The organism is Pedobacter anseongensis, from assembly GCF_037482965.1.
GTDB classification, from domain to species: Bacteria; Bacteroidota; Bacteroidia; order Sphingobacteriales; family Sphingobacteriaceae; genus Pedobacter; species Pedobacter anseongensis.
The window spans coordinates 854,064-877,908 of sequence record NZ_JBBHKB010000001.1 but is presented as its reverse complement, the minus strand read 5'-3'; the positions used below and the strand labels follow the sequence as shown (position 1 = coordinate 877,908).

The 23,845-nt window shown below is 37.4% G+C and carries 21 protein-coding genes; 11 read left to right on the top strand and 10 right to left on the bottom strand.

The genetic code is table 11. The features are described from left to right. Window positions 1-149 precede the first annotated feature (149 nt). Entirely contained in the window at window positions 150-2,927 is a 2,778-nt protein-coding gene (locus WG904_RS04020) for an outer membrane beta-barrel protein (RefSeq protein WP_339577999.1), read from the top strand. A 133-nt stretch (window positions 2,928-3,060) separates the two neighbouring features. Further along, the gene (locus WG904_RS04015) at window positions 3,061-4,395 is read left to right on the top strand and encodes a TlpA family protein disulfide reductase (protein WP_339577998.1); all 1,335 of its coding nucleotides are present in this window, start codon (window positions 3,061-3,063) and stop codon (window positions 4,393-4,395) included. 1 nt (window position 4,396) lies between these two features. Here WG904_RS04015 and WG904_RS04010 read toward each other — a convergent pair whose 3' ends face one another. Genes WG904_RS04010 through WG904_RS04000 form a run of 3 tightly spaced genes read right to left on the bottom strand, consistent with a single transcriptional unit; the run spans window position 4,397 to window position 7,850 of the window. Continuing rightward, entirely contained in the window at window positions 4,397-5,842 is a 1,446-nt protein-coding gene (locus WG904_RS04010; protein WP_339577997.1) for an SDR family oxidoreductase, read from the bottom strand. A gap of 48 nt (window positions 5,843-5,890) precedes the next feature. Continuing rightward, a complete protein-coding gene (locus tag WG904_RS04005) occupies window positions 5,891-7,189 on the bottom strand; it encodes an ABC1 kinase family protein (RefSeq protein WP_339577996.1) in 1,299 nt (432 codons plus the stop codon). A gap of 7 nt (window positions 7,190-7,196) precedes the next feature. Continuing rightward, window positions 7,197-7,850 carry a TetR family transcriptional regulator C-terminal domain-containing protein gene (locus WG904_RS04000; protein WP_339577995.1) on the bottom strand — a complete coding sequence of 218 codons (654 nt, stop codon included), beginning with the start codon at window positions 7,848-7,850 and terminating at the stop codon, window positions 7,197-7,199. A 102-nt stretch (window positions 7,851-7,952) separates the two neighbouring features. Between WG904_RS04000 and WG904_RS03995 the strand changes: the two genes are divergently transcribed. Beyond that, on the top strand, window positions 7,953-8,258 hold the full coding sequence (locus WG904_RS03995) for a hypothetical protein (protein WP_339577994.1): 306 nt from the start codon (window positions 7,953-7,955) through the stop codon (window positions 8,256-8,258). A gap of 12 nt (window positions 8,259-8,270) precedes the next feature. Here WG904_RS03995 and crcB read toward each other — a convergent pair whose 3' ends face one another. Together crcB and hutU are read right to left on the bottom strand one after the other, a co-directional pair. Further along, window positions 8,271-8,642, bottom strand: coding sequence for a fluoride efflux transporter CrcB (gene crcB / locus WG904_RS03990; protein ID WP_339577993.1), 372 nt, complete (start codon window positions 8,640-8,642; stop codon window positions 8,271-8,273). 27 nt (window positions 8,643-8,669) lie between these two features. Further along, window positions 8,670-10,334: a urocanate hydratase gene (hutU, locus tag WG904_RS03985; RefSeq protein WP_339577992.1), complete on the bottom strand. Its 1,665-nt coding sequence runs from the start codon at window positions 10,332-10,334 to the stop codon at window positions 8,670-8,672. Window positions 10,335-10,441: 107 nt separating this feature from the next. Between hutU and WG904_RS03980 the strand changes: the two genes are divergently transcribed. The 6 genes from WG904_RS03980 to WG904_RS03955 all read left to right on the top strand — a co-directional run bounded on the left by WG904_RS03980 (window position 10,442) and on the right by WG904_RS03955 (window position 16,496). Continuing rightward, window positions 10,442-10,738: a hypothetical protein gene (locus tag WG904_RS03980; RefSeq protein WP_339577991.1), complete on the top strand. Its 297-nt coding sequence runs from the start codon at window positions 10,442-10,444 to the stop codon at window positions 10,736-10,738. Between the two features lie 59 nt (window positions 10,739-10,797). Continuing rightward, window positions 10,798-13,095: a TonB-dependent receptor gene (locus WG904_RS03975; RefSeq protein WP_339577990.1), complete on the top strand. Its 2,298-nt coding sequence runs from the start codon at window positions 10,798-10,800 to the stop codon at window positions 13,093-13,095. Between the two features lie 521 nt (window positions 13,096-13,616). Beyond that, window positions 13,617-14,444 (top strand): ABC transporter ATP-binding protein, encoded by an 828-nt coding sequence (locus WG904_RS03970; RefSeq protein ID WP_339577989.1) that lies wholly within the window; start codon window positions 13,617-13,619, stop codon window positions 14,442-14,444. A 12-nt stretch (window positions 14,445-14,456) separates the two neighbouring features. Then, window positions 14,457-15,236, top strand: a complete 780-nt coding sequence (locus WG904_RS03965; RefSeq protein ID WP_339577988.1) for a hypothetical protein — start codon at window positions 14,457-14,459, stop codon at window positions 15,234-15,236. 17 nt (window positions 15,237-15,253) lie between these two features. After that, window positions 15,254-15,628 carry a GntR family transcriptional regulator gene (locus tag WG904_RS03960; protein WP_339577987.1) on the top strand — a complete coding sequence of 125 codons (375 nt, stop codon included), beginning with the start codon at window positions 15,254-15,256 and terminating at the stop codon, window positions 15,626-15,628. Between the two features lie 4 nt (window positions 15,629-15,632). Continuing rightward, window positions 15,633-16,496, top strand: coding sequence for a GIN domain-containing protein (locus WG904_RS03955; protein ID WP_339577986.1), 864 nt, complete (start codon window positions 15,633-15,635; stop codon window positions 16,494-16,496). Window positions 16,497-16,535: 39 nt separating this feature from the next. On the opposite strand, the gene hutH is transcribed toward WG904_RS03955, so the two are convergent. Continuing rightward, a complete protein-coding gene (hutH, locus tag WG904_RS03950) occupies window positions 16,536-18,023 on the bottom strand; it encodes a histidine ammonia-lyase (RefSeq protein ID WP_339577985.1) in 1,488 nt (495 codons plus the stop codon). Between the two features lie 110 nt (window positions 18,024-18,133). On the opposite strand from hutH, the gene WG904_RS03945 reads away from it, so the two are divergent. Beyond that, window positions 18,134-19,120: an alpha/beta fold hydrolase gene (locus WG904_RS03945; RefSeq protein ID WP_339577984.1), complete on the top strand. Its 987-nt coding sequence runs from the start codon at window positions 18,134-18,136 to the stop codon at window positions 19,118-19,120. A 22-nt stretch (window positions 19,121-19,142) separates the two neighbouring features. On the opposite strand, the gene WG904_RS03940 is transcribed toward WG904_RS03945, so the two are convergent. Further along, window positions 19,143-20,156, bottom strand: a complete 1,014-nt coding sequence (locus WG904_RS03940; RefSeq protein WP_339577983.1) for a Gfo/Idh/MocA family oxidoreductase — start codon at window positions 20,154-20,156, stop codon at window positions 19,143-19,145. A gap of 37 nt (window positions 20,157-20,193) precedes the next feature. Between WG904_RS03940 and WG904_RS03935 the strand changes: the two genes are divergently transcribed. Next, on the top strand, window positions 20,194-20,538 hold the full coding sequence (locus WG904_RS03935; protein ID WP_339577982.1) for a hypothetical protein: 345 nt from the start codon (window positions 20,194-20,196) through the stop codon (window positions 20,536-20,538). Window positions 20,539-20,786: 248 nt separating this feature from the next. Here the strand turns inward: WG904_RS03935 and WG904_RS03930 are convergent, their stop codons facing one another. The 3 genes from WG904_RS03930 to WG904_RS03920 all read right to left on the bottom strand — a co-directional run bounded on the left by WG904_RS03930 (window position 20,787) and on the right by WG904_RS03920 (window position 23,845). Then, window positions 20,787-21,467: a YiaD family glycine zipper/OmpA-like lipoprotein gene (locus WG904_RS03930; protein ID WP_339577981.1), complete on the bottom strand. Its 681-nt coding sequence runs from the start codon at window positions 21,465-21,467 to the stop codon at window positions 20,787-20,789. A 206-nt stretch (window positions 21,468-21,673) separates the two neighbouring features. After that, complete coding sequence (locus WG904_RS03925) at window positions 21,674-22,369, bottom strand: ABC transporter ATP-binding protein (protein ID WP_339577980.1); 696 nt, start codon at window positions 22,367-22,369, stop codon at window positions 21,674-21,676. A 3-nt stretch (window positions 22,370-22,372) separates the two neighbouring features. After that, window positions 22,373-23,845, bottom strand: a complete 1,473-nt coding sequence (locus WG904_RS03920; protein WP_339577979.1) for a DUF5687 family protein — start codon at window positions 23,843-23,845, stop codon at window positions 22,373-22,375.

Genomic DNA, 23,845 nt, shown 5'->3' with positions numbered 1-23,845 from the left:
GAATGTTAATGTGGTTAAATGCTCATTATATTTTTAGTAACTGATTATCAGTTGTTTAATTAAAATACTAATTGATTAGTAGCAATACTAATTAATTAGTATTAAATTGGTGCTTTTTAATTCGACCCCTATCGTTATACCCTTTATTTATGAAGAAAATAAAACTTACCCTCATTTTAACCTTCGCTATCGCTACTGCATTTGCCCAAAAAGGAAGTATTAGCGGTGTATTGCTCGACAGTGCCGATCTAAAGAAAACCCTAAACTATGCTACCATTTCGGTATTTAAAGTAGGCGACAGTGTGCTCTCTACCTACAAATTATCAGATGAAAAAGGAGTGTTTAAAATACCAAATCTACAATTAGATGTAAACTATCGTTTGGTGATTAATGCTTGGCAATATAAAGTACTTCGAAAAGAAATAATGCTAAGTTCAGCAACACCAGAATTAAACCTTGGAAAACTAGAACTTTCTTTGGCGAGCAATGCCTTAAACGAAGTGGTTATCATGGCCGAGCGCCCGCCGATTATTGTACGGAACGATACCATCGAGTTTAATGCCGAATCTTTTAAAACTTTGCCTAGTGCGGTGGTTGAAGATTTACTGAAGAAATTGCCAGGCGTGGCGATAGCTGCTGATGGTTCTATTCAGGTAAATGGAAAAGCGGTGAGTAAAATTTTAGTAGATGGGAAAGAATTTTTTGGTGGCGACCAGCAAATTGCTACAAAAAATCTACCCGCTAATATTATTGATAAGGTGCAACTTAGCGACGATCCTGAAGCAAAGCGTAGAGATCCGGATATTGTAGCGGGTAATGTTCCTCAAATTATTAACTTGAAGCTAAAAAAGGCAATTAAAAGTGGTGCATTTGGCAAATTGTATGCTGGCGGTGGACCAAGATCGCTTTTTGAATTAGGGGGCATTATGAATTTCTTTAGGGATACCACTCAAGTAAGTATTCTTGGGTATGGCAATAATGTAAATAAACCTGGATTTAACATTAGTGATGTGATGCGTATTGGTGGATTTTCGAGAACGGGCGTGAATTCGATGATGGTGAATAGTGAAGGCGGATTTGCACTTAACGGTATCTCGTTCGGTGGTGCAATGTCTGGGGGTGTACAGCAATCGGCCGGAGGTGGTGCAAACTTTAATACCCTCACCAAAAAAGGAACTAAAATTAATGGTAAATACTTTCTGGGTTATAGTGATAATTTCTTGGATCAGTTAACAGATGTAGAACAAACATTGGGTAACAATAAGTTGTTTACCAATTCTAAATCGCTACAAACTAACCGAAATTATAGTCACAATTTAGGTGCTAGAATTGAAAGTAAACTCGATAGTTTAACTACACTAACCATAGAGCCAAGCCTATCGGTAGGTATTTCAAATAATAGGGGTGATTTGCTCACAAGTAGCACAAATGCAAATGCTGCGCCCGTAAATAACGGTACTAATATTTCGAGGCTGAAAGGAAACGATACACAATATAACCTATCGACAAGCCTTTGGAAGGATTTTAAAAAAGCAGGTCGCTCTGTAAATTTCACCTTAAATTTAACGCAGAGAAATAACCTGACAGACAATTTTAATACAGCGCAAAATAATTATTTCAATCCTGCATCTACTACCACTTTAGATCAATTAAGAGATAACAACGTAAATAACTTTAACATTAACCTTAATGGGAATTATAATGAGCCTTTAAACAAAGTGCTGAGTTTAAATATTGCTACCAACAGTAATTATATTGATAATGAAAATGCTTTGAATACTTTTTATAAGAACCCGAGCAATCAAGCTTATGATATTGCGATACCTACATTAAGTGAAACCGTAGTTCAAAGTGGATACAAGACAAATAATAGGGCAAGTTTACGGTGGAAAGTGAATAAGGATTTCAATATTCAACCTGGTGTAGTTTTTAATACCATTGATTTGGAAAACAAGTTTCAAAATAGTGCAAATTTTGAACAACATTTTACATTTTTTGCCCCACAATTGAACATTAGATTTAAAGACGTAAGTTTTAGTTATACTCCATCGTTTAGAGAGCCAGATATCCGATATATACAACCTGTAGCGAATAACACAAATCCATTATTTATCCAAAATGGAAATCCTAATTTGCTTCCATCAAAAACGCACCAAGTTAACTTAAATGTATACAAATACGATACGAAGCGTACCTTGAGTTACAATGCCTATTTGGGAGGAAGCATTCAGAATGATGGTGTCATTATGTCGAGAATTGTGGGCAGCGACGGCGTACAAACCTCTACTCCTGTAAACGAAGATGGTATTTGGCAGTTTCATGCTAATGGTAATTTGTCTAAGGATTTTAAAAATACGAAAAGACAATTTACGGTGAATACGGGCTTTTGGTCAAACTTTAACCGTGGTATTGTAATGGTGAATAACATTAAAAGTCATACAGATAACTTTACGATAGGACCAAGGGTTGGTGGAAGAATTAATTTAAACGATAAAATAGAGTTTAGCGAGTCGTATAGCATTGCTTTTAATAAAAGCACGTATTCAGATCCTTTTTTCGCTGACATCAACTACCAAACCCATAGTAGCGAGAGTGAGCTGATTGTTCGTATGCCAAAAAAGATAGTTTGGGAAACAAGCTATCGCTTGCAATACAACACACAAGCGGTAGGAGGGGTGAACAACAATATCCAGATCTGGAATGCTGCTGCCACACTTCTTTTCATGAAAAATGATCGATTACAACTTAAATGTTCAATAAATGATATTTTAAATACAAACACTAGAAGGTATTTGTACATTACAGAAAATACGCTGAGAGATATCAGGACAAATAATTTGGGTCGCCATGGCTTAATTACATTAACCTACAATATCCAAAATTTTGGAGGCAAAGTTGGGGGTAAGGAAACGATGTTTAGGTTTTAGCGAAATCGTCACCTCGACGATAGGAGAGGTCTATGGGTGTTTTACTAGCTATGTGTTCGATAGCACGATTTAAGTTGGGAAATTGTAGTTTGTAAATTATCATTCCTATTTTAGTACTGCTAATTACTAAATGATGAAATTAATTAAAACGGTAATCTTTTTCTTGACTATTTCCATATCCGCTTTCGCGCAAAAGGAAATGTATGTTCAACTTAAAGGAAAATTAAAAGGCTTTAATAATCAAGTTCAGATCGAAGACATGTCTGAATTTCAATACTTGCTACCACCTTCCTCAACCCGCATGATCATACCTGATACAGCAGGAAATTTTAACATCAAATTTAAAATCACCTCGCCAAATTATTTTCGATTAGGACGGAATGCACTTTACCTTTCGCCTAATGATAATTTAGAAGTATATATCGATTACAGCGATCCTCGGAAAGCAACATTTAGGGGTTTAGGTGCCGAAGCAAATAGCTATCTTAAAAACACACCTTTTCCGAAAGGAGGGTCGTTTGTAGAAGCTGGTAAAAATATCAAAGCTACCGTCGAAGAAACCATTGCCACTGTAGAAGAAATGGCGCTGAAAAGAGAAAAAGAATTAGCTATGGTTACAAAAATTACTCCGGAGTTTAGAAGGTTGGAAACAGCACGCATTAAGGCCGATTTAATTAATAGCATAATTAGCGGAAATGTGTATAGTATTATGAAACTGAAGTTAAAGGATGAGGCCGCAAAAACATTTTCAGAATCATACAAAGCGATAAGCGCTAAATACATTACCAAGTATGCTAAAGACTTTACTGATGCGAGCTTTATGAAATTGGTGGTCTACCGTGACATTGCAGAAGAACTAATCGCCAATGGCGGAAAAACAGCTGATATCGATAAAATAAAAGAATTTTATACCGCGAGCAACCTAGTACGAAACCTGCAAAAGCAAAGCGATAAACAATTGCTCGCTCCTTTTAAAACAGAAATCGATAATTTAAAAGTACCAACTTACAAAGCGGCTACCAAGCAAATGCTTACCTATTTAATGGCATTTGGTAAGGGCGATACGGCAGTAGATTTTATCGCACAAGATCAAAACGGCCAAAAAATAAACCTCAGCAGTTTAAAGGGTAAAGTAATTTATGTAGATCTATGGGCAACCTGGTGTGGCCCATGTATGCAAGAAATGCCGAGTTACGAAAAGCTTAAACAGAAATATGCAGCCAATCCAAATGTGGTATTCGTGTCATTATCTATCGATGATAATGAAGGTCTTTGGAAAGCCAGTCTTGCACAGCGCAAAGCCGACGGACAACAATGGCTCATTAATCGTTCGAAACTTCAAGCGTATAATATAGTAGAGATTCCAAGAAGCTTATTAATCGATAAGAATTTTAAAATGGTAAATATGGTCGCACCAATGCCATCAGAAGCTGCTGCAGATAAGGAGATAGCAATACTGTTAAAATAATCTACATAGTCTGATATTGCGTAATACGTTTTGCCATGCCATCGAAGATAAATAGATGAAAAGGATACATGGCATACCAGTATATTCGTCCCCAGAGACCGTTCGGTCTAAAAGTTGCAATTTGTGAAAGGTAAGACTTTCCGTGGTAATGAATTATTTTAAATTCTAGCCAAGCTTCTCCTGGAACTTTCATTTCTGCATACAACAATAAACGTTTATTAGTTTTATCGGCAAGGAGTACCCTCCAAAAATCCAGTACATCACCAGCTTGTATACTGGTATTGCTTGTTCTACCTCGGCGGGTACCAACTCCACCAAATAACTTATCTAAAAATCCCCTAAAACTCCAAAGCCAATCTAAATAATACCACCCCCTTTTTCCACCTATTTCCCAAATGTTATCGAAAACTTCTTCTGCTTTACGCTCAAAAGGCATTTTAACTTTATATTCTACCGTTCCGTTTTGTGGCACTTTAACCTGGTCCATGAAAGAAGTCTCTAAATAGCCGCGATTTAGGGCGTCTTTCCAACTGCTTACAATAGAGTTCTGCTCAATTTTTTCGAAAGCTAGGTTTAGCGCGCTTTCATAGGTTAGGCAATCTCTTGGAACAACTTTTTTAATATGTTCATTCTCACAAATGACCTCATTTTTCATGCTATCTACCAAACTCCGTGCTAAAGCATAAGGAACGGCCGTCACCAAATTTAACCATAACGACGATAATCTGGGTGTTAAAACTGGTACAGTTAAAATATAGCGCTTTAAACCTCTCGATTTTGCATAGCCCAACAACATTTGCTTATAGCTCAAGATGTCTGGACCGCCAATATCGAAAACTTCGTTGTATGCTTTCTCGTTCACTAACACACCACTTAAATAGCCCAGCACATCGCGAATGGCAATAGGCTGGCATTTGGTGCGTACCCATTTTGGAGCGACCATAACAGGGAGTTTTTCTGCTAAATCTCTAATAATTTCGAATGAAGCAGAGCCTGAACCAATAATTATCGCAGCTCTTAAAATTGTAAAGGCTATGCCAGATGTTTTCAGTACTTCTTCAACTGCTAATCGAGAATTTAAGTGCTTAGAAAGGTCTTCGTCATTCGCAATCCCCGTTAAATAAATAAGCTGTTTGCACTGCGTGTGTTGAATGGCTTTTACAAAATTTTGCGCCGACTCCAGCTCCAACGCCGCAAAATCTTTGGCATTGGCCGCCATCGAATGTACAAAATAATAGGCGGCATCTATATCATTTGGTATTTCCTTTAGTGTTTCGGCTTTTAACAAATCTCCAATAACGATTTGAACTTTATTGCCAAAATCGCTTTCTAAAACGAAACGACGTTCGTCTCTAACCATGCAAACTACTTCATGATTGTCGGCTAATAATAGAGGCAGCAGCCTTGTTCCGATATATCCATTTGCACCTGTAAGTAGGATTTTCATCGTATATGATTAGGTTTTAATGGTTATTCGCCTTAGTTGTTTTTATTGTTAAACGTGCGGCTTAAATGTATCGGTTCTCACGGTTGCTTCTAATTCGTGTAAAATGTTATACAATCCGAAATTAGTGCGATTGATATAAATAAAGTGTTTTACCCCCCTTGCTTGTTTAAATTCGGGCATTTTCGTTATTTTCTCGCCATATTGATAAAGATCATTAAAAAAGCCCTCTTCACTGAAATCGAATGTAGGTGTTACATATGGCTTCGCAAATAAACTGATCATCTCTTTGTACCATTTATAGTAAAACTCAATTTGAGCGGGATCATCATTAGGTAAAATCATTTCCAACTCTCGAAAAGCTTTTAGTGTGGCTGTTTTATCCTCAAACAAACCGGTAGACGTTAGCGAAAAAAAAGGGGTATAAAAATCGTCTGGCATTTCTTTAATACAGCCAAAATCAATCACGCCAAGTTTTTCATCTTTAGTAATTAAGAAATTGCCTGGGTGTGGATCAGCGTGAACTGCCCTCAACTCATGTTGCTGGAAATTGTAAAAATCCCAAAGGGCCTGCCCAATTTTGTTTTTTAAGGCTTGACTAGGGTTCGTTTGCAAAAACTCTTTCAAATGCATCCCTTCTAGCCAATCCATCGTTATAATTTTACTGCTAGAGAGCTTTGGATAGTAAGTAGGAAAAACAATGTCGTTTAAGTTTTTGCAAGCTTCAGAAAACTCGATCGAACGACGAACCTCTAATTCATAATCCGTTTCTTCGAGTAGGCGCTCTTCTACTTCTTTAATATAAATGTTAAGTTCTTTCTCGCTCATCCCCAATAGTCGGAAAGCAAAAGGCTTTACCAGCTTTAAGTCAGACGAAATGCTATCCCCAACACCCGGATACTGAATTTTAACCGCCAATTTTTTTCCATTTAATTCGGCTTCATGCACTTGTCCGATCGAAGCTGCATGCGTAGACTTAATATTAAATTTATCGAATATTTTTTCGGGTGTTTTCCCAAAGCTTTTGCTGAATGTACGCACAATAAGCGGTCCAGATAGTGGTGGCGCATTGTACTGCGATTGCGTAAATTTGTCGACATAAGCTCTTGGTAGGATATTTTTATCCATGCTTAGCATTTGCGCAATTTTTAAAGCAGAACCTTTTAATTCGCTTAGGGAATTATAAATATCGGAAGCATTATCTTCGTTTAATTCATCGCGACTAAGCTCGGGATTGAAGATTTTTTTAGAATAGTGTTTGATATAATTTCCGCCAATCTGAAAACCTGTTTTTACAAATTTTGCAGAACGCTCTACCTTGGTGGTAGGCATGCTTTCTTGTGCTTTCATTTTCGTTTTAAAATCCCATTCTTTCTTTCAACTTACCATTTTGAGCCAAAAACTTTCCATATTCGAAAAGATTATCAATTGGCGAACGCTGAAATAAATCGAATGTAACTTGGATACCTTTTTCAATCGCCTCATCTGTTTTTTCGAAACCAGCACTCTCATCGCCAATCCAAAAGTTTAAAATAAATGCATATTGTACCCATAAGGCATCTTTATAGCGTTTGCTGAAGAATTTGCGCTCGGCTAATTCGCCAGTTTCTAAGCCCTCGTTTATAATCTGCTCTGCAAAATTTTCGAAAATGGGTTTTACACCAGAGAGTACCTCGGGAGTAGATAACCTTTTACCATGACTTTTCAAGCTATAGACTACAAAGCTCCGTTGCGATTTTAGCAGCTCTACATAGCTGTAAAAGAAAGAAAGCATTTTCTCGCGCGAGGTATATTGAACCCACAATTCTTGCTTTTGAATTTCATCAATCGTTTCTGCCGTAAGCTCGAACCAAATCATTTTTTCGATGCTCTCAAAAGAAGCGTAATAGGCATAAAAATCGGCCTCGGTGAGTTTTAGTTTTTTAACAAAGCTATAAACAGACTTCGGTTTTTCATCGTGTGTTAACACATAGTCGATATAGCCTGTTTTGATTTTTTCTTGGGTTGCCATGTTCTTTTTCTTTAAAAACGTAAAATTCGATTACCTAGTTTCAAATTTAAGGCTTTATTTATCATGGTTTTGCAATAAATTGGATTGTTAGTATGGTGAAATTTGAATGCACTACTCAACTCCGAGAATGAAACTCATTTGAAAAGTTGGCTATCGATAATTAAAATGGGAGAATTGTCTAAAGACTATTATATTGCTATTGATCAAAATAAAGCCATAAAAAGCGATAGGTACTTTAATGATATTTGTGAAATTATTAACACTTCAAGAATTGAAATGCATGCATACACTTTAATGCGCTATTTTGACAAAAGGAAAGATAAGGCTACAACTGATTTTTTGAATAAATGTTTATCCCATCCTTTTGAGCGTGTAAAAGAAAGAGCAAGGCAATTATTGAACGACTAAGCAAAGTAACTACTAAAATATTTTAATTAGCATTAACCCTAAAGCTACAGCCAAAAACCCAACCAATACGCTGGCAATCGTATATCCGATTAAAGTTAGATAGTTATGGCCCTGCCATAAAGAAATATTCTCTGCTGCAAACGTAGAAAATGTGGTATAACCTCCGCAAAAACCAGTTATGAATAGAAATTGCAAATTCTGATTGCCATTTTTACTAAAATAGCCGATCAACACTCCGATTAAAAAACAGCCCAAAACATTGGTGATGAATGTTGCTAAAGGAAATGTATTTGCGTAATACTTTGCAGTTAGCAATGATGTTCCATAGCGAAGCATGCTTCCTAATGCACCACCTAATCCTACATATAGAAATTGTTTGATCATAATTTTTAATGCCGACTTCGTAAGTCGCTATAAACCTAACCTATGTTTCCTCAGTGTATCTTTTGCAATGTCGTATCCCGCATCGGCGTGACGGATAACCCCCATTGCAGGGTCGTTATGTAGTACTCTTTGTATGCGTATTGCTGCATCATCTGTTCCATCTGCCACAATAACCATCCCCGCATGAATCGAATAGCCAATACCAACACCCCCGCCATGATGTAACGACACCCAGCTTGCACCACCTGCCGTGTTAATGAGTGCATTTAAAATCGGCCAATCGGCTACCGCATCTGAACCATCTAACATGGCTTCGGTTTCACGATTTGGTGAAGCTACCGAACCTGTATCTAAATGATCGCGGCCAATTACTATAGGGGCTTTTACTTTACCATTGGCCACTAATTTGTTAAATGCTAAACCCGCTTTCTCACGTTCGCCTTGTCCGAGCCAACAAATACGTGCCGGTAAGCCCTGAAATGCAATGCGTTCTTGCGCCATGGTAATCCACTGCCTTAAGCTCTCATTTTCGGGAAACAATTCCAATATCAATTTATCTGTTTCATAAATATCCTGCGGATCTCCACTTAAAGCAGCCCAACGAAAAGGCCCTTTTCCTTCGCAGAAAAGTGGACGAATATAGGCCGGCACAAAACCTGGAAAATCGAACGCATTCTTTACTCCGGCTTCTAATGCTCTGCCCCGTAAATTATTTCCATAATCGAAAGTAATGGCACCTCGTTTTTGAAGTTCTAGCATTTGAGTTACATGCTTGGCCATGGTGGCATACGATTGCTTGGTGTATGCTGCTGGATCGTTTGTTCGTAATGTACTTGCTTCTGCTACACTTAATCCCTCTGGGAAATACCCTATCAACGGATCGTGAGCCGAAGTTTGGTCGGTTAACGTATCTGGTGTAATGTTACGGTCTATCAAGCGTTGTAAAAGTTCAACTGCATTACACACTAGGCCAATCGAAACGGCTTTGTTCTCATTTTTGTATTGCACGGCTCTATCAATCGCTTCGTCGATGTTGTAAGCAATTTCGTCGATATATCTGGTTTCTAAACGTTTTTTTATCCGCCATTCTTCCACATCTGCCGCCAAGCAAACGCCTTGATTCATGGTAATGGCCAAGGGTTGTGCACCACCCATGCCACCCAAACCGGCGGTTACATTTAAGGTGCCTTTTAAATTGCTTTGAAAATGTTTTTTGGCTAAGGCCGAATAGGTTTCGTAAGTGCCCTGAACAATGCCTTGCGAACCGATATAAATCCACGAACCCGCAGTCATCTGCCCGTACATCATCAATCCTTTATCTTCCAGCTCATCGAAATGTTGTTGTGTTGCCCACTTTGGCACTAATTGCGAATTGGAAATTAATACTCTTGGTGCATCTTTATGCGTAGGCAGTACACCAACTGGTTTCCCCGATTGGATGAGTAAAGTCTCGTCATCTTCGAGATTTTTTAGCGCTTTGATGATTAAAACTAATGCTTCCTTATTACGAGCAGCTTTTCCACGCCCCCCATACACAATTAAATCTTCTGGTCTTTCGGCTACTTCGGGATCAAGGTTATTTAACAACATCCGTAAAGCGGCTTCTTGTACCCATCCTTTACAGGTTAACGTAGTTCCATTTGGTGTTTGTTTGGTTGATAAGTTTAAACTTTCTGCTGTAATTGTGGTCATATCAAGGCAATGTTACAATTTCAAATGTATGAAATTTATGTTATTTGCTTAGGTTTGTTGTCGAATTGAAAATTAGGTGTTTACATATCAACCAAATCCTAACGGTGATGATGCTATGGGTTTTTTCCCTTGCTATTACGCCGTGGAGTGCCTTTCATCATCATGCCATTGTGCAGGAGGGGCCGGTTGAGAAACATTGCACACATAAGCTCCACCTTAAAACCGCGCAAGAAAATTGCTTCATCTGTAAAGCACATTTCGAAAAGAATTATACCGTTTCTGATCTTTTAGCAATTAGCTATTTAGAAAGCGCTCTGGTTAAAAGAGTAGTTCTAGCTCCCTCGAGTTCTTATACACCCTTAATTTCTACCTCGCTAAGAGGGCCTCCTTTTTTTTATAGTTAAACACATGTTGGCATCCTGGCCAACAATTTAATCCAGTTTTTACTATAAAGAAAATAATAATGAAGAAATTACACCTTTTTTTGGTGATGATATTGACGATTAGTATCGTTAACACGGCCCTTGCGGCAAAACTAGCAGAAATCAAAGGAAAAATTATTGATGCTAAAACCGGTGAGCCTTTAAGTGGCGCAACCATTTATATATCAGATTTAAAAGCCACTACAATTAGTGATGCAAAAGGCGAATTTTTAATCAAGAATGTCCCTGCTAAAGGAAAATTCTTGGTCGAGGTGCGTTATATAGGCTATAAAACGGCTTCTCAATTGATAGATTTAAACACTTCTCAAAATTTAACCTTTTCACTAGAATCTTCTGTTATCGAAAGCGCCGAAGTGGTAATTACCGGAACACCTTTTAGCGCTAATAATAAGACAAACAGTTTAGCCGTGGTTTCGGTTAACCGTGAAAAGTTGGCCCAAGCTGCCGGAACAAACTTAATAGATGCCATTGCAAAGGTACCAGGCATTTCGCAAGTAACTACAGGAGGAGCAATTTCAAAACCTTCGATCAGGGGGTTAGGGTATAATCGAGTGTTAACGATTGTAGACGGTGCCAGAGAAGAAGCTCAGCAATGGGGCGACGAACATGGGGTGGAAGTTGATCAGTTTTCTGCCGCTCGGGTAGAAATTTTAAAAGGTCCGGCTAGTTTATTATATGGCTCTGATGCTTTGGGCGGAGTAATTAATATTATTGATGATTTTGTTCCTGCGGAAGGAGATTTTAATGGAAACTTTACCACAAATTACGCTACTAACAATGGCTTATCGGCTTCTTCGATAATGTTACAGGGAAATAATAATGGCTTTGTGTATCGTGGCCGGGTTTCTTATAAAAATGCTCATGGCTTCGGCTATGCGGATAAAACCGTTCCGAATTCGGGATTTAATGAAACCAATACGAATGCAATGCTTGGCTTAAATAAAGCTTGGGGGTATACACATCTTAGTTTATCGAGATTTAACACTAATGTGGGTTTGGTTGAAGAAGGACCTGATGCGAATGGGAATTTTATTGATGCGGACGGGAATGTAATCAGCCAGAATGAGGCTCGAAATCGCAAAATGAGCCTTCCCTATCAAAATATTAATCATTATAGAGCGGCATTAAATAGTAATATTTTATTGGGAGGCGGACAATTAAAAACCACTTTTGCCTTTCAGAAGAACATTCGTAAGGAATTTGAAGAAAGTGCAGACGAACCGGGCTTGCACCTCGACCTTAATTCGTTTACCTACGATGCAAAATATTCTTTTGCCAATAATGGAGTTTGGGAGCCGACAATTGGTTTGCAAGGAATGGCTCAACAGAATGCCAACCTTGGCGTTGAGTATTTAATTCCTGATTATGCAAGTACTAATTTTGGGGTGTTCGGCTACTTAAAACGAAACTTTGCAAAAGGAGCAGTTAATTTCGGATTACGTTACGATTATAAAAAGGTGAGCGGAAAAGATTTAATTGAAAATGGTAACAATGTATTTTCGGCATTCGAAAACAGTTTTTCTAATGTTTCGGGTTCAGTTGGACTTGCATATGAATTGGCTAAAAAATTGGTGTTTAGGGCAAATGTTGGTTCAGGATTTAGAGCGCCAAATATTGCTGAGCTAGGAGCAAATGGAAGGCACGAGGGTACATTTCGATACGAAATTGGAAATAGTAATTTAAAGCAGGAAACAAGTTTGCAGGTCGACCTAGGCTTAGAATATACTGGCGAAAAAGTAACATTCGGATTAAATGCCTATAGTAATCGTATTTATAATTATATCTACCCTGGTAATTTTAATAATGAAACTACTCCGTTTACCGATGAGGGCGGATTAACAACCGTTTTGCCTGTATATCGTTTTGTGCAAACGGATGCAGAATTAATTGGGGGCGAAGCTTCAGTCGATTTTCACTTCGTAAAAGCTATCCACTTCGAGAATACATTCTCATATGTAAAAGGAACAAATACTGCTAATGATTCGGCTTTGCCTTTTATTCCCGCCGCAAGCTTAAATAACGAACTGCGTTTCGAGCCTACAATTAAAGGTTTGAACGATAGTTTTATTAAAATTGGTTTAAGTAACGTGTTTAAGCAAAATCGTTTCGATAGCTTCGAAACAGAAACGAATGGCTATGCGTTGTTAGACGCGGGTATTGGAACCGCATTTAAAGTAAAAAATGGTAAAATTAGTGTGTGGATTACCGGTCAAAACCTTGGTGATAAATTGTATTATAATCACTTAAGCAGATATAAACCAGCAGGCATTTATAATCAAGGCCGCAATGTGAGTTTCGGAATTAGCGTGCCGTTATAGTTGTGAGTTCCGAGTGGTGAGTTTTTGGGCTGAACATCTTCGTCATCGAATGACGATTATAGCTTGATGCTTATTTACAAAACAGCGAGAGTAGCGACGAGAGGCCGATAGTAAAACTCTTTAGATATCTCCTCGTTACACTCGTTCGATTGGACGATTTTTGAAAGTCAAGGCCGCAGATGCGCTGATTATTAATCGGAGCATTCGCGGCTTTTTTAGTTAATGTCGTCACCTCGAGTGAGCGCAGCGACGAGAGGTCTATAATAAAATTCTAAAGTTATCTCGTCGCTGCGCTCGCTCGATATGACGATTTTGGGACACCCTTGATTTATTCATTAGTACTTATATTTTCATTGGTATTCATGCTTTCCGCTGCGCTTCAAGATTGTTAAACTTTTTATCAAGAAAAAGTTTAGAAACACATTTGGCAATGAGCCGAAAAAAAATATTTTTTCAAAAAAATTTGGTAGTTCCAAAATATCGCCATACTTTAGTGTATTATTTAACTAATACAGTAGAGCATGATTAAAATCAACAACCTAAATTTTGGGTACAGCAAAGGCAAACTGTTATTCAAAAATATGAGCATGCAGTTAAGCGCAGGTCATATTTATGGCTTACTCGGAAAGAACGGCGCTGGCAAATCGAGTTTATTAAAAAACCTGGCTGGCTTGGTCTACGCCGAAAGTGGAACGATGGACGTATTGGGCTTCGACCCCGCTAAGCGCCAGCCTGAATTGTTGCAGCAGGTTTGTTTTATTCCAGAAGAGTTTTACTTGCCATCAGTAAAAATCGACGCCTTTGTAAAAGCAAATGCCGCTTTTTATCCAAACTTTGATCACCCTTATTTTACCGCTTTGCTGGCGGAGTTCGACATTCCCGTTGCGCAGAAACTCATCAACATGAGTTACGGGCAAAAAAAGAAAGTGATCATTGCCTTTGGCCTCGCTACACAATCGAAACTGGTTATTATGGACGAACCCACCAATGGCTTAGACATTCCGTCGAAAGCACAGTTTCGAAAAATTATGGCCACAGCCATGACAGACGATCGTTGCATTATCATTTCTACTCACCAAGTACGTGATTTAGATAATTTAATCGACACGGTGATTATGCTCGACGAAAGTAGCGTTGCTTTAAAGGCATCAGTAGAAGAAATCACTAATAAATTATGCTTTAAGAAAGTAAAAGAGCTCGATGAAACGGTAATCTATTCCGAACCATCTTTAGCTGGATATAATGTAGTGATGCCAAATTATCACCAAGAAGATAGCAAGTTAGACATCGAATTGTTATTTAATGCAATACTTGCTGAAAAAAATAAATTAAAACCAATTTTTAACTAAACACAAACAGACATGAACAACACATTTAGTATTCAACGTTTTGGCCTTCTGTTGAAAAGACAGTGGTTAGAATTTGGGAAGATTTATCTGATTAGTTTGGCAGTGGTGCTAGGCGTAATTCTTACCTTTTATGGCTTTAGTCTATGGTCGGTTTTAAGAGAAGAAACCTCATTTAACGAGCGCAATTTGAATTTTAGGGTTCCTTTGTTTTTAATCTTTGGTTTCATATTCGTTAGCGTTATCGCCAGTACTTATTTTGCACATTTGGGACAAAAACCGAAAGCCATCATAGATTTAATGCTGCCCGCTTCAACCTTCGAAAAATTTGTAGGAGGAGTTTTCTTTACTGCTATATTAAGCGTTTTAAGTTATATCTTACTATTTTACTTGGTTGATTTAGCTTTCGTTGCTAAGATCCGGGCACTTTATAAAAACGATGATCAAAGTATGCGCTACTTCTTTGAGCAGTACAATGAAGATGTATTTCAACCTCTTTATTTGGCGCCAGTTTTCGTTACTAGCATATTTTTATTAGGATCTATCTACTTCGAAAAATTCCATTACATTAAAACGGCCATCTGTGTAATGATTTTCTCTGGAATTTGGACTGCGATTATCGCGAAATCTGCAAAGTTACTCTTCGAAGGTCGGATCCAGGTAGTTAACGAAAACTCAAGGCATTTTTTTAATGAAAAGGATAGTGCAGAATTGTGGATGACGGTTTTATTGGTTGTACTTACCCTAATTTTCTGGGCAATTACCTATGTGCGCCTTAAAGAAAAAGAAGTTTAATTTTAAATGGTATAGATATGGAATTTAGAGATAATAAGGCAATATACCTTCAAATCGCAGAATTTGTGTGTGAACATATTTTGCTCGGAAAATGGAAGGTAGACGATAAAGTGCCGTCGGTAAGGGAGTTAGCCGTTACACTCGAGGTAAACCCAAATACAGTGATGCGTACCTACGATTTGCTGCAAAATATAGACATTATTACGAACAAAAGGGGAGTAGGTTTTTTTGTGGCCACTGAAGCCCTAAAGAATGTTAAAAGCTATCGGAAAACTCAATTTATGGACGATGAACTTCCAGTAGTTTTCCGAAATGTGTATTTGCTAAACATTGGGTTTGATGAGCTGGAAGCCCGCTATAACACTTTTGTTAAAGAAAATTTTAAATCGTAAAGACATGAAGACAAGTAATAAATTATTAATAGCGTTCGCATCAGCATTAATCTTAATTCCATTAATGGGAATGATTTATGTATCTGCAGTAAAATATAAAAAGGGAAGTTATACCGATCAGGTAGATGTAGTTTCAAAATCTGAAAAGAATTTTAACACCCCCACAGAAAATATGGAAAGTAAAGCCATTTCTACGGCATTCGAATCGATAGATGTTGAAGATGCTAAGCAACATGGACTTTACATCAACTTTGTTAAAGATGAAAATTACGGGGTAAAAGTTCCGAAAGAATTAAAGGATTCCATCAACTTTAAAGTGGATGAAAAGGGCCAATTACAGATAGCTTTTAACATGAAGCGCAACGAAAGAGGTAATAGGTACATCACTATACATGTTTATGGTAAGAACCTCAAACAAATGAATATTTCTAATGCGAACTCACTTTATTTCGATGTGACGGGAGATTCGGTTCAGTTAAATTTGAGAAAAATAAAAAGTGCTGGACTGAATAAGGATATAACCCTCAACGCATTAAACATTACCACTGATGAAGTGGAGAGCTTGGATGTAAATGAAATTAAGGTAAAATCTTTGAATGTTAACTTGAATGGAACGAATTTTAAGAGCGATGAAAGTTCTTACGATAGCTTATCCATTACGGCAGCAGGAAAAACGGAGATCGAACTTAATGGATCTGATAATAAAAAAGATAAAAAGTACTTTATCAAAAAACTATTTATCAAAACGCTTAATGAAGCTGATGTTAAATTCGAAAACATAAAAGTTGATCAATGCTCAGGTAGCTTTTCTGACCAAACCAAAGTGCAAATGCCAGCGGTTAATTTAAATCAGATGTATAAAAGGTAATCTCATCATTAAACCTCGCAGGTTTAACTGGCCACTTTGCTAGGAACCTGCGAGGTTTAAAATGTAGCTGTTCATAAACTCAACACTCGCTTTAATATCTCTCGACAATATCCGATCGGCATCATTAAAGGCAACCACTTTACGATATTCACTCACCAATTTTCCAATTTTAACCGATGATTTTTCTTCTCTTAATTCTAGTGCTTGTGTGGCTGTTAACAGCTCTATAGCTAAAATCCGTTCTACATTTTCGCAAATACGTAAACATTTTGTAGCCGCATTTGCACCCATGCTTACATGATCTTCTTGTCCGTTGCTGCTTACAATACTATCTACCGAAGCAGGTGTACACAATTGTTTATTCTCACTTGCAATGGAGGCTGCGGTATACTGGCTAATCATTAATCCCGAATTTAACCCCGCATTTTTCACCAGAAAAGGGGGTAAGCCTCGTGTTCCAGAAATAAGCTGAAAAGTTCTTCGCTCTGAGATAGAACCCAACTCGGACAAGGCCATTGCTAAAAAATCTAAGGTTAAGGCCAAAGGTTGTCCATGGAAATTCCCCGCTGAAATAATCAAGTCTTCATCCGGAAATACGTTCGGATTATCGGTTACCGAATTCATCTCCGTTTCGAAAACCGACTGACTATAATTTATACTGTCTTTACTTGCTCCATGCACCTGTGGTACGCAACGGAACGAATACGGATCTTGTGTTTGCTTATCTTTTTTAACAATTAATTCGCTGCCCTCCAACCAACTAGAAATGTTTGCTGCAGTAGCAATTTGTCCGGCATGTGGCCTAATAATATGACTTAAATTTAAAAAGGGATCGATTCTACAATTAAATGCATCGATAGAAATAGCAGCAATGGCATCGGCCCATGCCGAAAACCGTTGTGCACTTAATAGGCAAAATGTACCGTATGCACTCATAAATTGAGTGCCATTAATTAGCGCTAAACCTTCTTTGCTTTGTAAGGTAAGCGGTTCCCAATTTAACTCAGCATACAGTTCAGTTGTACTTATTTTATTTCCTTTATGCCATACTTCACCCTCGCCAATTAAAGGCAAAGCTAAATGTGCTAGCGGTGCTAGATCGCCCGAAGCCCCTAAAGAGCCCTGCGTATATATTACAGGTAAAATATCGTGATTATAAAAATCGACCAAACGTTGTACGGTAGTTAAAGCAACTGCAGAATGACCGTAACTTAACGATTGTATTTTTAATAAAAGCATGAGTTTTACAATCGGTAAAGGCACATCTAATCCAGTTCCACACGCATGGGATAATAAAAGATTGTGTTGTAGTTGAGTTAAATTTTCGTTGTCGACCTTTACGTTTTGCAAGTACCCAAAACCCGTATTAATCCCATAAATTGGATCTTCATTAGTACTTAATTTATCGTCTAAATAGTTGCGACATTTCTTAATCCGCTCGATAGCAAGCGCTGATAATTTAATTTTTGAGATGTCTTTTATAACCGAAAGTGATAATTGCCCCGAGCCGATTTCGTAAACTGTCATGTACTTCTATTTGGTGTGCAAAAGTAGGGATAATAGATGGAAGATGGAAAATGGAAGATGCAAGGTGTAAATTTTAAACACAATAGGGAATAGCATTTGTTATTCTAGTAATGAAATTCACCTTTTTAATTGCCGTTTCAATGTTGTTGTCGATTTTCAGCGCAACAGCACAAAAACCAGATACCCTTTCCATTACCTTAGAAAGTGTAAAATATGCCTATCCAGTTCACTATTTTAACATCCATGTAGAAAATCAGGATCTTAAAATGGCCTACATGGATGTTGCCCCCACGGGTAAAGCAAATGGAAGAGTAGTAATGTTATTTCATGGGAAAAATTTTGGAGGTTACTATTGGACCGAAGTTATTCAAACGTTAACGAATGTTGGTTTCAGAGTAATTGCTCCAGATCAGATCGGGTTTGGTAAGTCTTCAAAAGCACTTATTTCCTATAGTTTTCTCCAGTTGGCCGAATGGAATAAACGATTGCTCGATTCTTTAGGAATCCAAAAAACCAGTATTCTGGGTCACTCTATGGGCGGGATGTTAGCCACCCGTTTTGCACTGCGCTATCCTGAACGAATAGAAAAGCTTTTATTAGAAAACCCGATCGGATTGGAAGATTATAAAACGTTTGTGCCTTATATTACTACTGAACAACAGTATCAAAAGGAGTTAAAAGCAACCGCAAAAAGTATAAAAGCGTATTATTACAATTCTTACTTCACCCTATGGAAGCCAGAATATGATGAATTGGTTCGCATTGCAGCTGGGGTTACATTAAGTGCTGATTATCCACGTTGGGCAAAGGTTGCTGCACTAACCTATACGATGATATATGAGCAGCCCGTTGTGTACGAATTTTCTAATCTTAAAGTGCCAACCGTACTTTTCATCGGCAAAGAAGATAAAACGATTGTAGGTAAAGGTTTGTTAACTCCAACCCAACAAGCATTACACGGACGATATAAATTACTAGGTAAGCAAACCGTTGCAAAAATCCCCAAAGCTAAATTAATAGAATTAGAGGGAGTTGGACACATTCCTCACCTCGAAGCACCTACGGAGTTTTTAATTGCACTTTTAGGTAGTTTATAGTTTTGAGATTCTGGACTTCAGACTAATGCTCCAAGATACCTAGCTGAACCAAAATATCCTCTTCCGTAATCGGATAAGGCACATCATTTACAATGTTTTGATAAACAGCATCGAAAATGCCCATATAATCTCCTTTCTCTGAGGCTATAACGCTCGTTTTTCTACCTCCATCTTCGGTAACTAATGTTAAATGACCAGCATCTGTTGGGTTTTCGATTCCATAACTTTCGTCTGTTGGTTTCATGTTTTTTAACAATTGCATTTCTTGTACATCAGCATGGTTCTTATTAAACGACCCCATCATTCCGTTCACTACAAAGGCATCTTTAATTTCGGCTACCAACATACTAGCGGTTAAAAAAACATTTAAATCGTTCGGATAACTTAAATGAATCGTAAAATAATCATCCACCTGTGTGTTTACACGGTGTTTGGCTAAGGTTTTATGAAATTTATCGGGCTTGCCAAATAAACTAATGGCCTGGTCTAGTAGATGTGGGCCTAAATCGTACAATAAACCACTTGCTTCGTAGGGTTCTTCTTTAAAAAATTTCGGACTGATTTCATTTCTGTAACGGTCGTACCGGAAATGAACTTCAACCAATCGACCCAATTGGCCCCCATTAATTACATTCTTAACCGCATTGAACCCACTGTCGTACCGTCTGTTCTGATACACTAATGCCTTTTTGCCTACACTTTTTGCCAAAGCAAAAAGTTCTTTCGCTTGTCCAGTTGTTGCAGTAAATGGCTTTTCTACCAGAATATGCTTTCCGGCATTTAATGCCTGTTTTGCATAGTCGAAATGGGTAAAGTTTGGCGTGTTGATAATCACTAAATCGATTTCATCATCAGCGATTAACTCGTCGATGCTGTTATAACTGATAATGGAAGGATAATGGGTTGCTGCAATTTTAGTGTTCCGTTCGGTAATACCTCGCAAGATAAAGCCTTTGTGGGCTTCGATAAAAGGTGCATGAAATACTTTTCCAGACATTCCGAAAGCAAGTAAGCCAGTGTTAATTTTAGTTTCCATATAACAAAGCTAAAAAAACTTGGCGTACATTTGCCTTATGAAGCCAGCAGAAATACATGCCAAGTGGAAACTTTTACAAATTAAAATCGCAGAAGAATTTGATTCTGATACACCCGATTTAAAGGTAATTTTATTTTTAATTGGCGTTCAAGAGCTCGGTAAAGGACCGGGTAAGTATAGCAAGCGTCAAAAAGAAGAACTCATGCACATTGCCACCTGTAGGTTATTAAGTGAAATGGGGTTTTATGAGCTCGAAGGATTAGATCAAGATGGGTGGCCACATTGGAAGTTGGTAAAGCCCGTTCCATCGTATGCATTAATGGAGCAAGAATTGTTGCTCAAAGGTTTGGCGATAAATTATTTCGAGGATATTTATTCTTAGTTTAACACAGCGTACACAGAGTTATTGTTTTTTAACCGCCAAGAGGCAAGAGCGCCAAGGGCTTATAGTTAAACTATAAGTGTTTACGGTTTTTATTTTAACAGAGAAATTCAGTTTTGATCTCGGTACTCTCTGTGTAAAACTCCTTTACTCGGTGGTTAAAATTGAAACGTTCCAAACGCAAAAACCCCGCTGCAAAATAATCACAACAGGGCTTTACGTTTATAGGTAAATATAAATTCTTTAGCTTATTTGCCAGATGCACCAGCTTCTTTTTTCAATTCATCGTTAGCCACGATAACAATCTCAACTCTTCTGTTAAGGGCTCTACCAGCATCAGTAGCATTATCGCCAATAGGCTCTGCATAACCTTTACCTATGGTGATTAATCGTGAACTTGGTACACCTTGCGAAACTGCATAAGCTTTAACCGCTGCTGCTCTACGCTCAGATAAGCCCATATTATATTCTTCTGTACCACGACTATCGGTATGGCCAATTACTTTAATATCTGTTCCTGGGTATTGATTTAATGAACTTGCTAACGATTGGATATTCTGCTTAGCGGCATCTTTTAAGGCGAACTTGTCAAAGTCGAATAAAATACCACTATCAAATTTTACAATAATACCTTCGCCCTCTCTAATTACTTCGGCATTAGGAATTGCATTTTGAATTTCTGCAGCTTGTTTATCCATTCGTTTTCCGATAAACCCACCTGCTGTACCACCAACCGCGGCACCAATAATAGCACCTACTGCCGTATTTCCTGCTTTTTTACCAATAATACCACCAATTACACCGCCTGCTGCAGCACCAATTCCTACACCTTTTTGAGTTTTAGTTAAACTGTCGCAACCTTGAAAGGTTAAAGCGGTTACGGATAAAGCAATACTTAAGGTAGCTATTTTAAATTTTGAAGTTGTCATTTCTTTGAATTTTAGTTTATATAGATGATCTATTCAAAGGCAATGCCAATTTTAAAGAATTGTAACAGATATGCGATAAATCGTGAAATAAAGATTATCTATGCTGATATAGATAAAATCTATGGAAAAAATTGACTAGTTTACTGTACAGATTTAGTTATAAGCGCCTAGACCTACAACTCACAACTCGCAACCCACAACATTTTTTACTCAGAGAAATACGCCTCTAATTCTTTTAGTGTATTTTCGTCAGTGTAAAAATCTTTAATTACTAAGCCCTTCTCTAGCAATATAATGCGATCGCATACATCGGTAACATGATTTAAATCGTGGCTGGAGATTAATGTGGTTACTCGTTCTTTAGTTTTTAGCGATTTAATTAACGATTTAAGCCTAATTTGTGTTGTCGGATCTAAATTTGCAAAAGGTTCATCCAACACCAACAATTCTGGTTTTTGCATTAAAGCCGCCGCAATACCCACTTTGTTCTGGTTTCCTTTAGAGAAATCCCTTATGTATTTTTTGCTATTTAAGATTTCTCCATTAAAAAATTCCTCATAGGTTTTTAAATAATTACCTACATCTGCAACACTTAACTGATGCAAACTCCCAATAAATATGAAGTATTCTTCGGGGGTTAAATAATCAATTAAAAAGCCTTCATCTAAATAAGACGCAGTATAATTTTTCCAATCATCGCCTTGCATTACATTCTTGCCTTTAGATAAAACTTCACCCGTGGTAGGGCGGATTAGGTCGAGTATCATACGGAAGAAAGTAGTTTTTCCCGCACCGTTATTTCCTACTAAACCAATCGTTTCGCCTTCACGAATAGTTAATTGGTGAATGTTAACTACAGTTTTTTCTCCGTAGGTTTTGGTTAAATTCTTAATTTCTAACATATTTTATTCTCTAAAGCCTTCGGCTATTTTATATCGTTGTTGTTCAAATCTTTTAAAAATAATATCGACCCAAAAATTTCGAGTCAATACCATGAGGAGGCCAAATGCCGCGATGGCAATTAATCCCCAATAGGGTTTATTCATGGCGCTAAATGGCCAAAAAATTAAATAAGGCACTGCCATAAATGGAATCATCAATAGCCACTGCCCGGCACCTACGCCTTGGTAATTAAAGGTTGCACTTTTCGTAATGTCTATTCTTTTGTAATTAAAAGTGGCAAGAAAAAGTACCAAAACCGTACTAAAACCAATATTATATAAATAGGCAGCAACATGCAACAAAAGAAGTTTTGGACTGAGAAAGAAATAAAAGCTTGCTAAAACAGTAGTAATGGTACAAGCTATTGTAAACAGTAAGAATTTTGCCTTTATGTAGTTCTTAAAATTCATTTTACTGGTTAATAAGCCATCAAAATGGGCACTTTGCCAAGCAAACATGAACTGACCGTAACCAAGAATACTAAAGCCAGTCATAAATATCGCACCAAATATCATCATTTCAAACGCATCTCTATTCAATGCTTTTTCTTTATAGAATATAAAACCATAGAATAAAAAGAGGAAACCCATCATTACCGTTGTTTTTGAACGCTTATGGCGAAGAATCAGTTTTAACTCTAATGCCGCCAACTCCCCAACTTTACCAAAACGGTTTAAAAAGGCATAGTCTGTACTTACTTTTTTCTCTTGTTTTTTACTTAATTCTTCAACATAAAGGTTCCGTACTAGGTATTCAGAATTTATCTTGAAGACACCAAATGCAGCAAGCGTAAAAGCTAATCCTAAAAACGGGTAGCTAGCCATGGCACTAAACACGTAATTAGATGCCGCCATTATAGAAATTACTTTATAATATTCTAAGGCAGCAAATCCCCCAATCAATATAAAACCACTTACGGTATAAATTAGGTTGGTAATCGATTTCCTTTTGATATATAAAATGAGATAATTGTTAAATACTGTAATTGAAAGGATAGCAATAATATACATTAGCCCTGCAAAATAACCCTGCAAGCCAATTATCGTCATGAAACAAAATGGAAAGAAGATAAAAATAGGCATGATGTTAAATCCAGAGAATAAAGCTTTAACATTTAAGAAGTTGATAATCTTTTTTTTGGTGATATTTAGATGTAAGTAGGGAATGATACTCAGCGTTGGTAGTTCTTGTAATTGCAAACGCAATAAAAAATCGAGTGCAAAGTAGTATAAGATTAAACCATTAAAACTTTTTATTACATCTTGATTAGGGAAGATTTTTGGCAGGAGAAAAGGCATGCCAAAACCAGCAGCAACGGCCAAAGCCAAGAAATAAAGCATAAAGAAACCCAGTAAAATTTGAGCAGCAATACTGCCTCCTCTATTTCGGCTGCGCCAAAAATCTTTCCACTGGTGATTTAAAAAAGTTGATAGCAT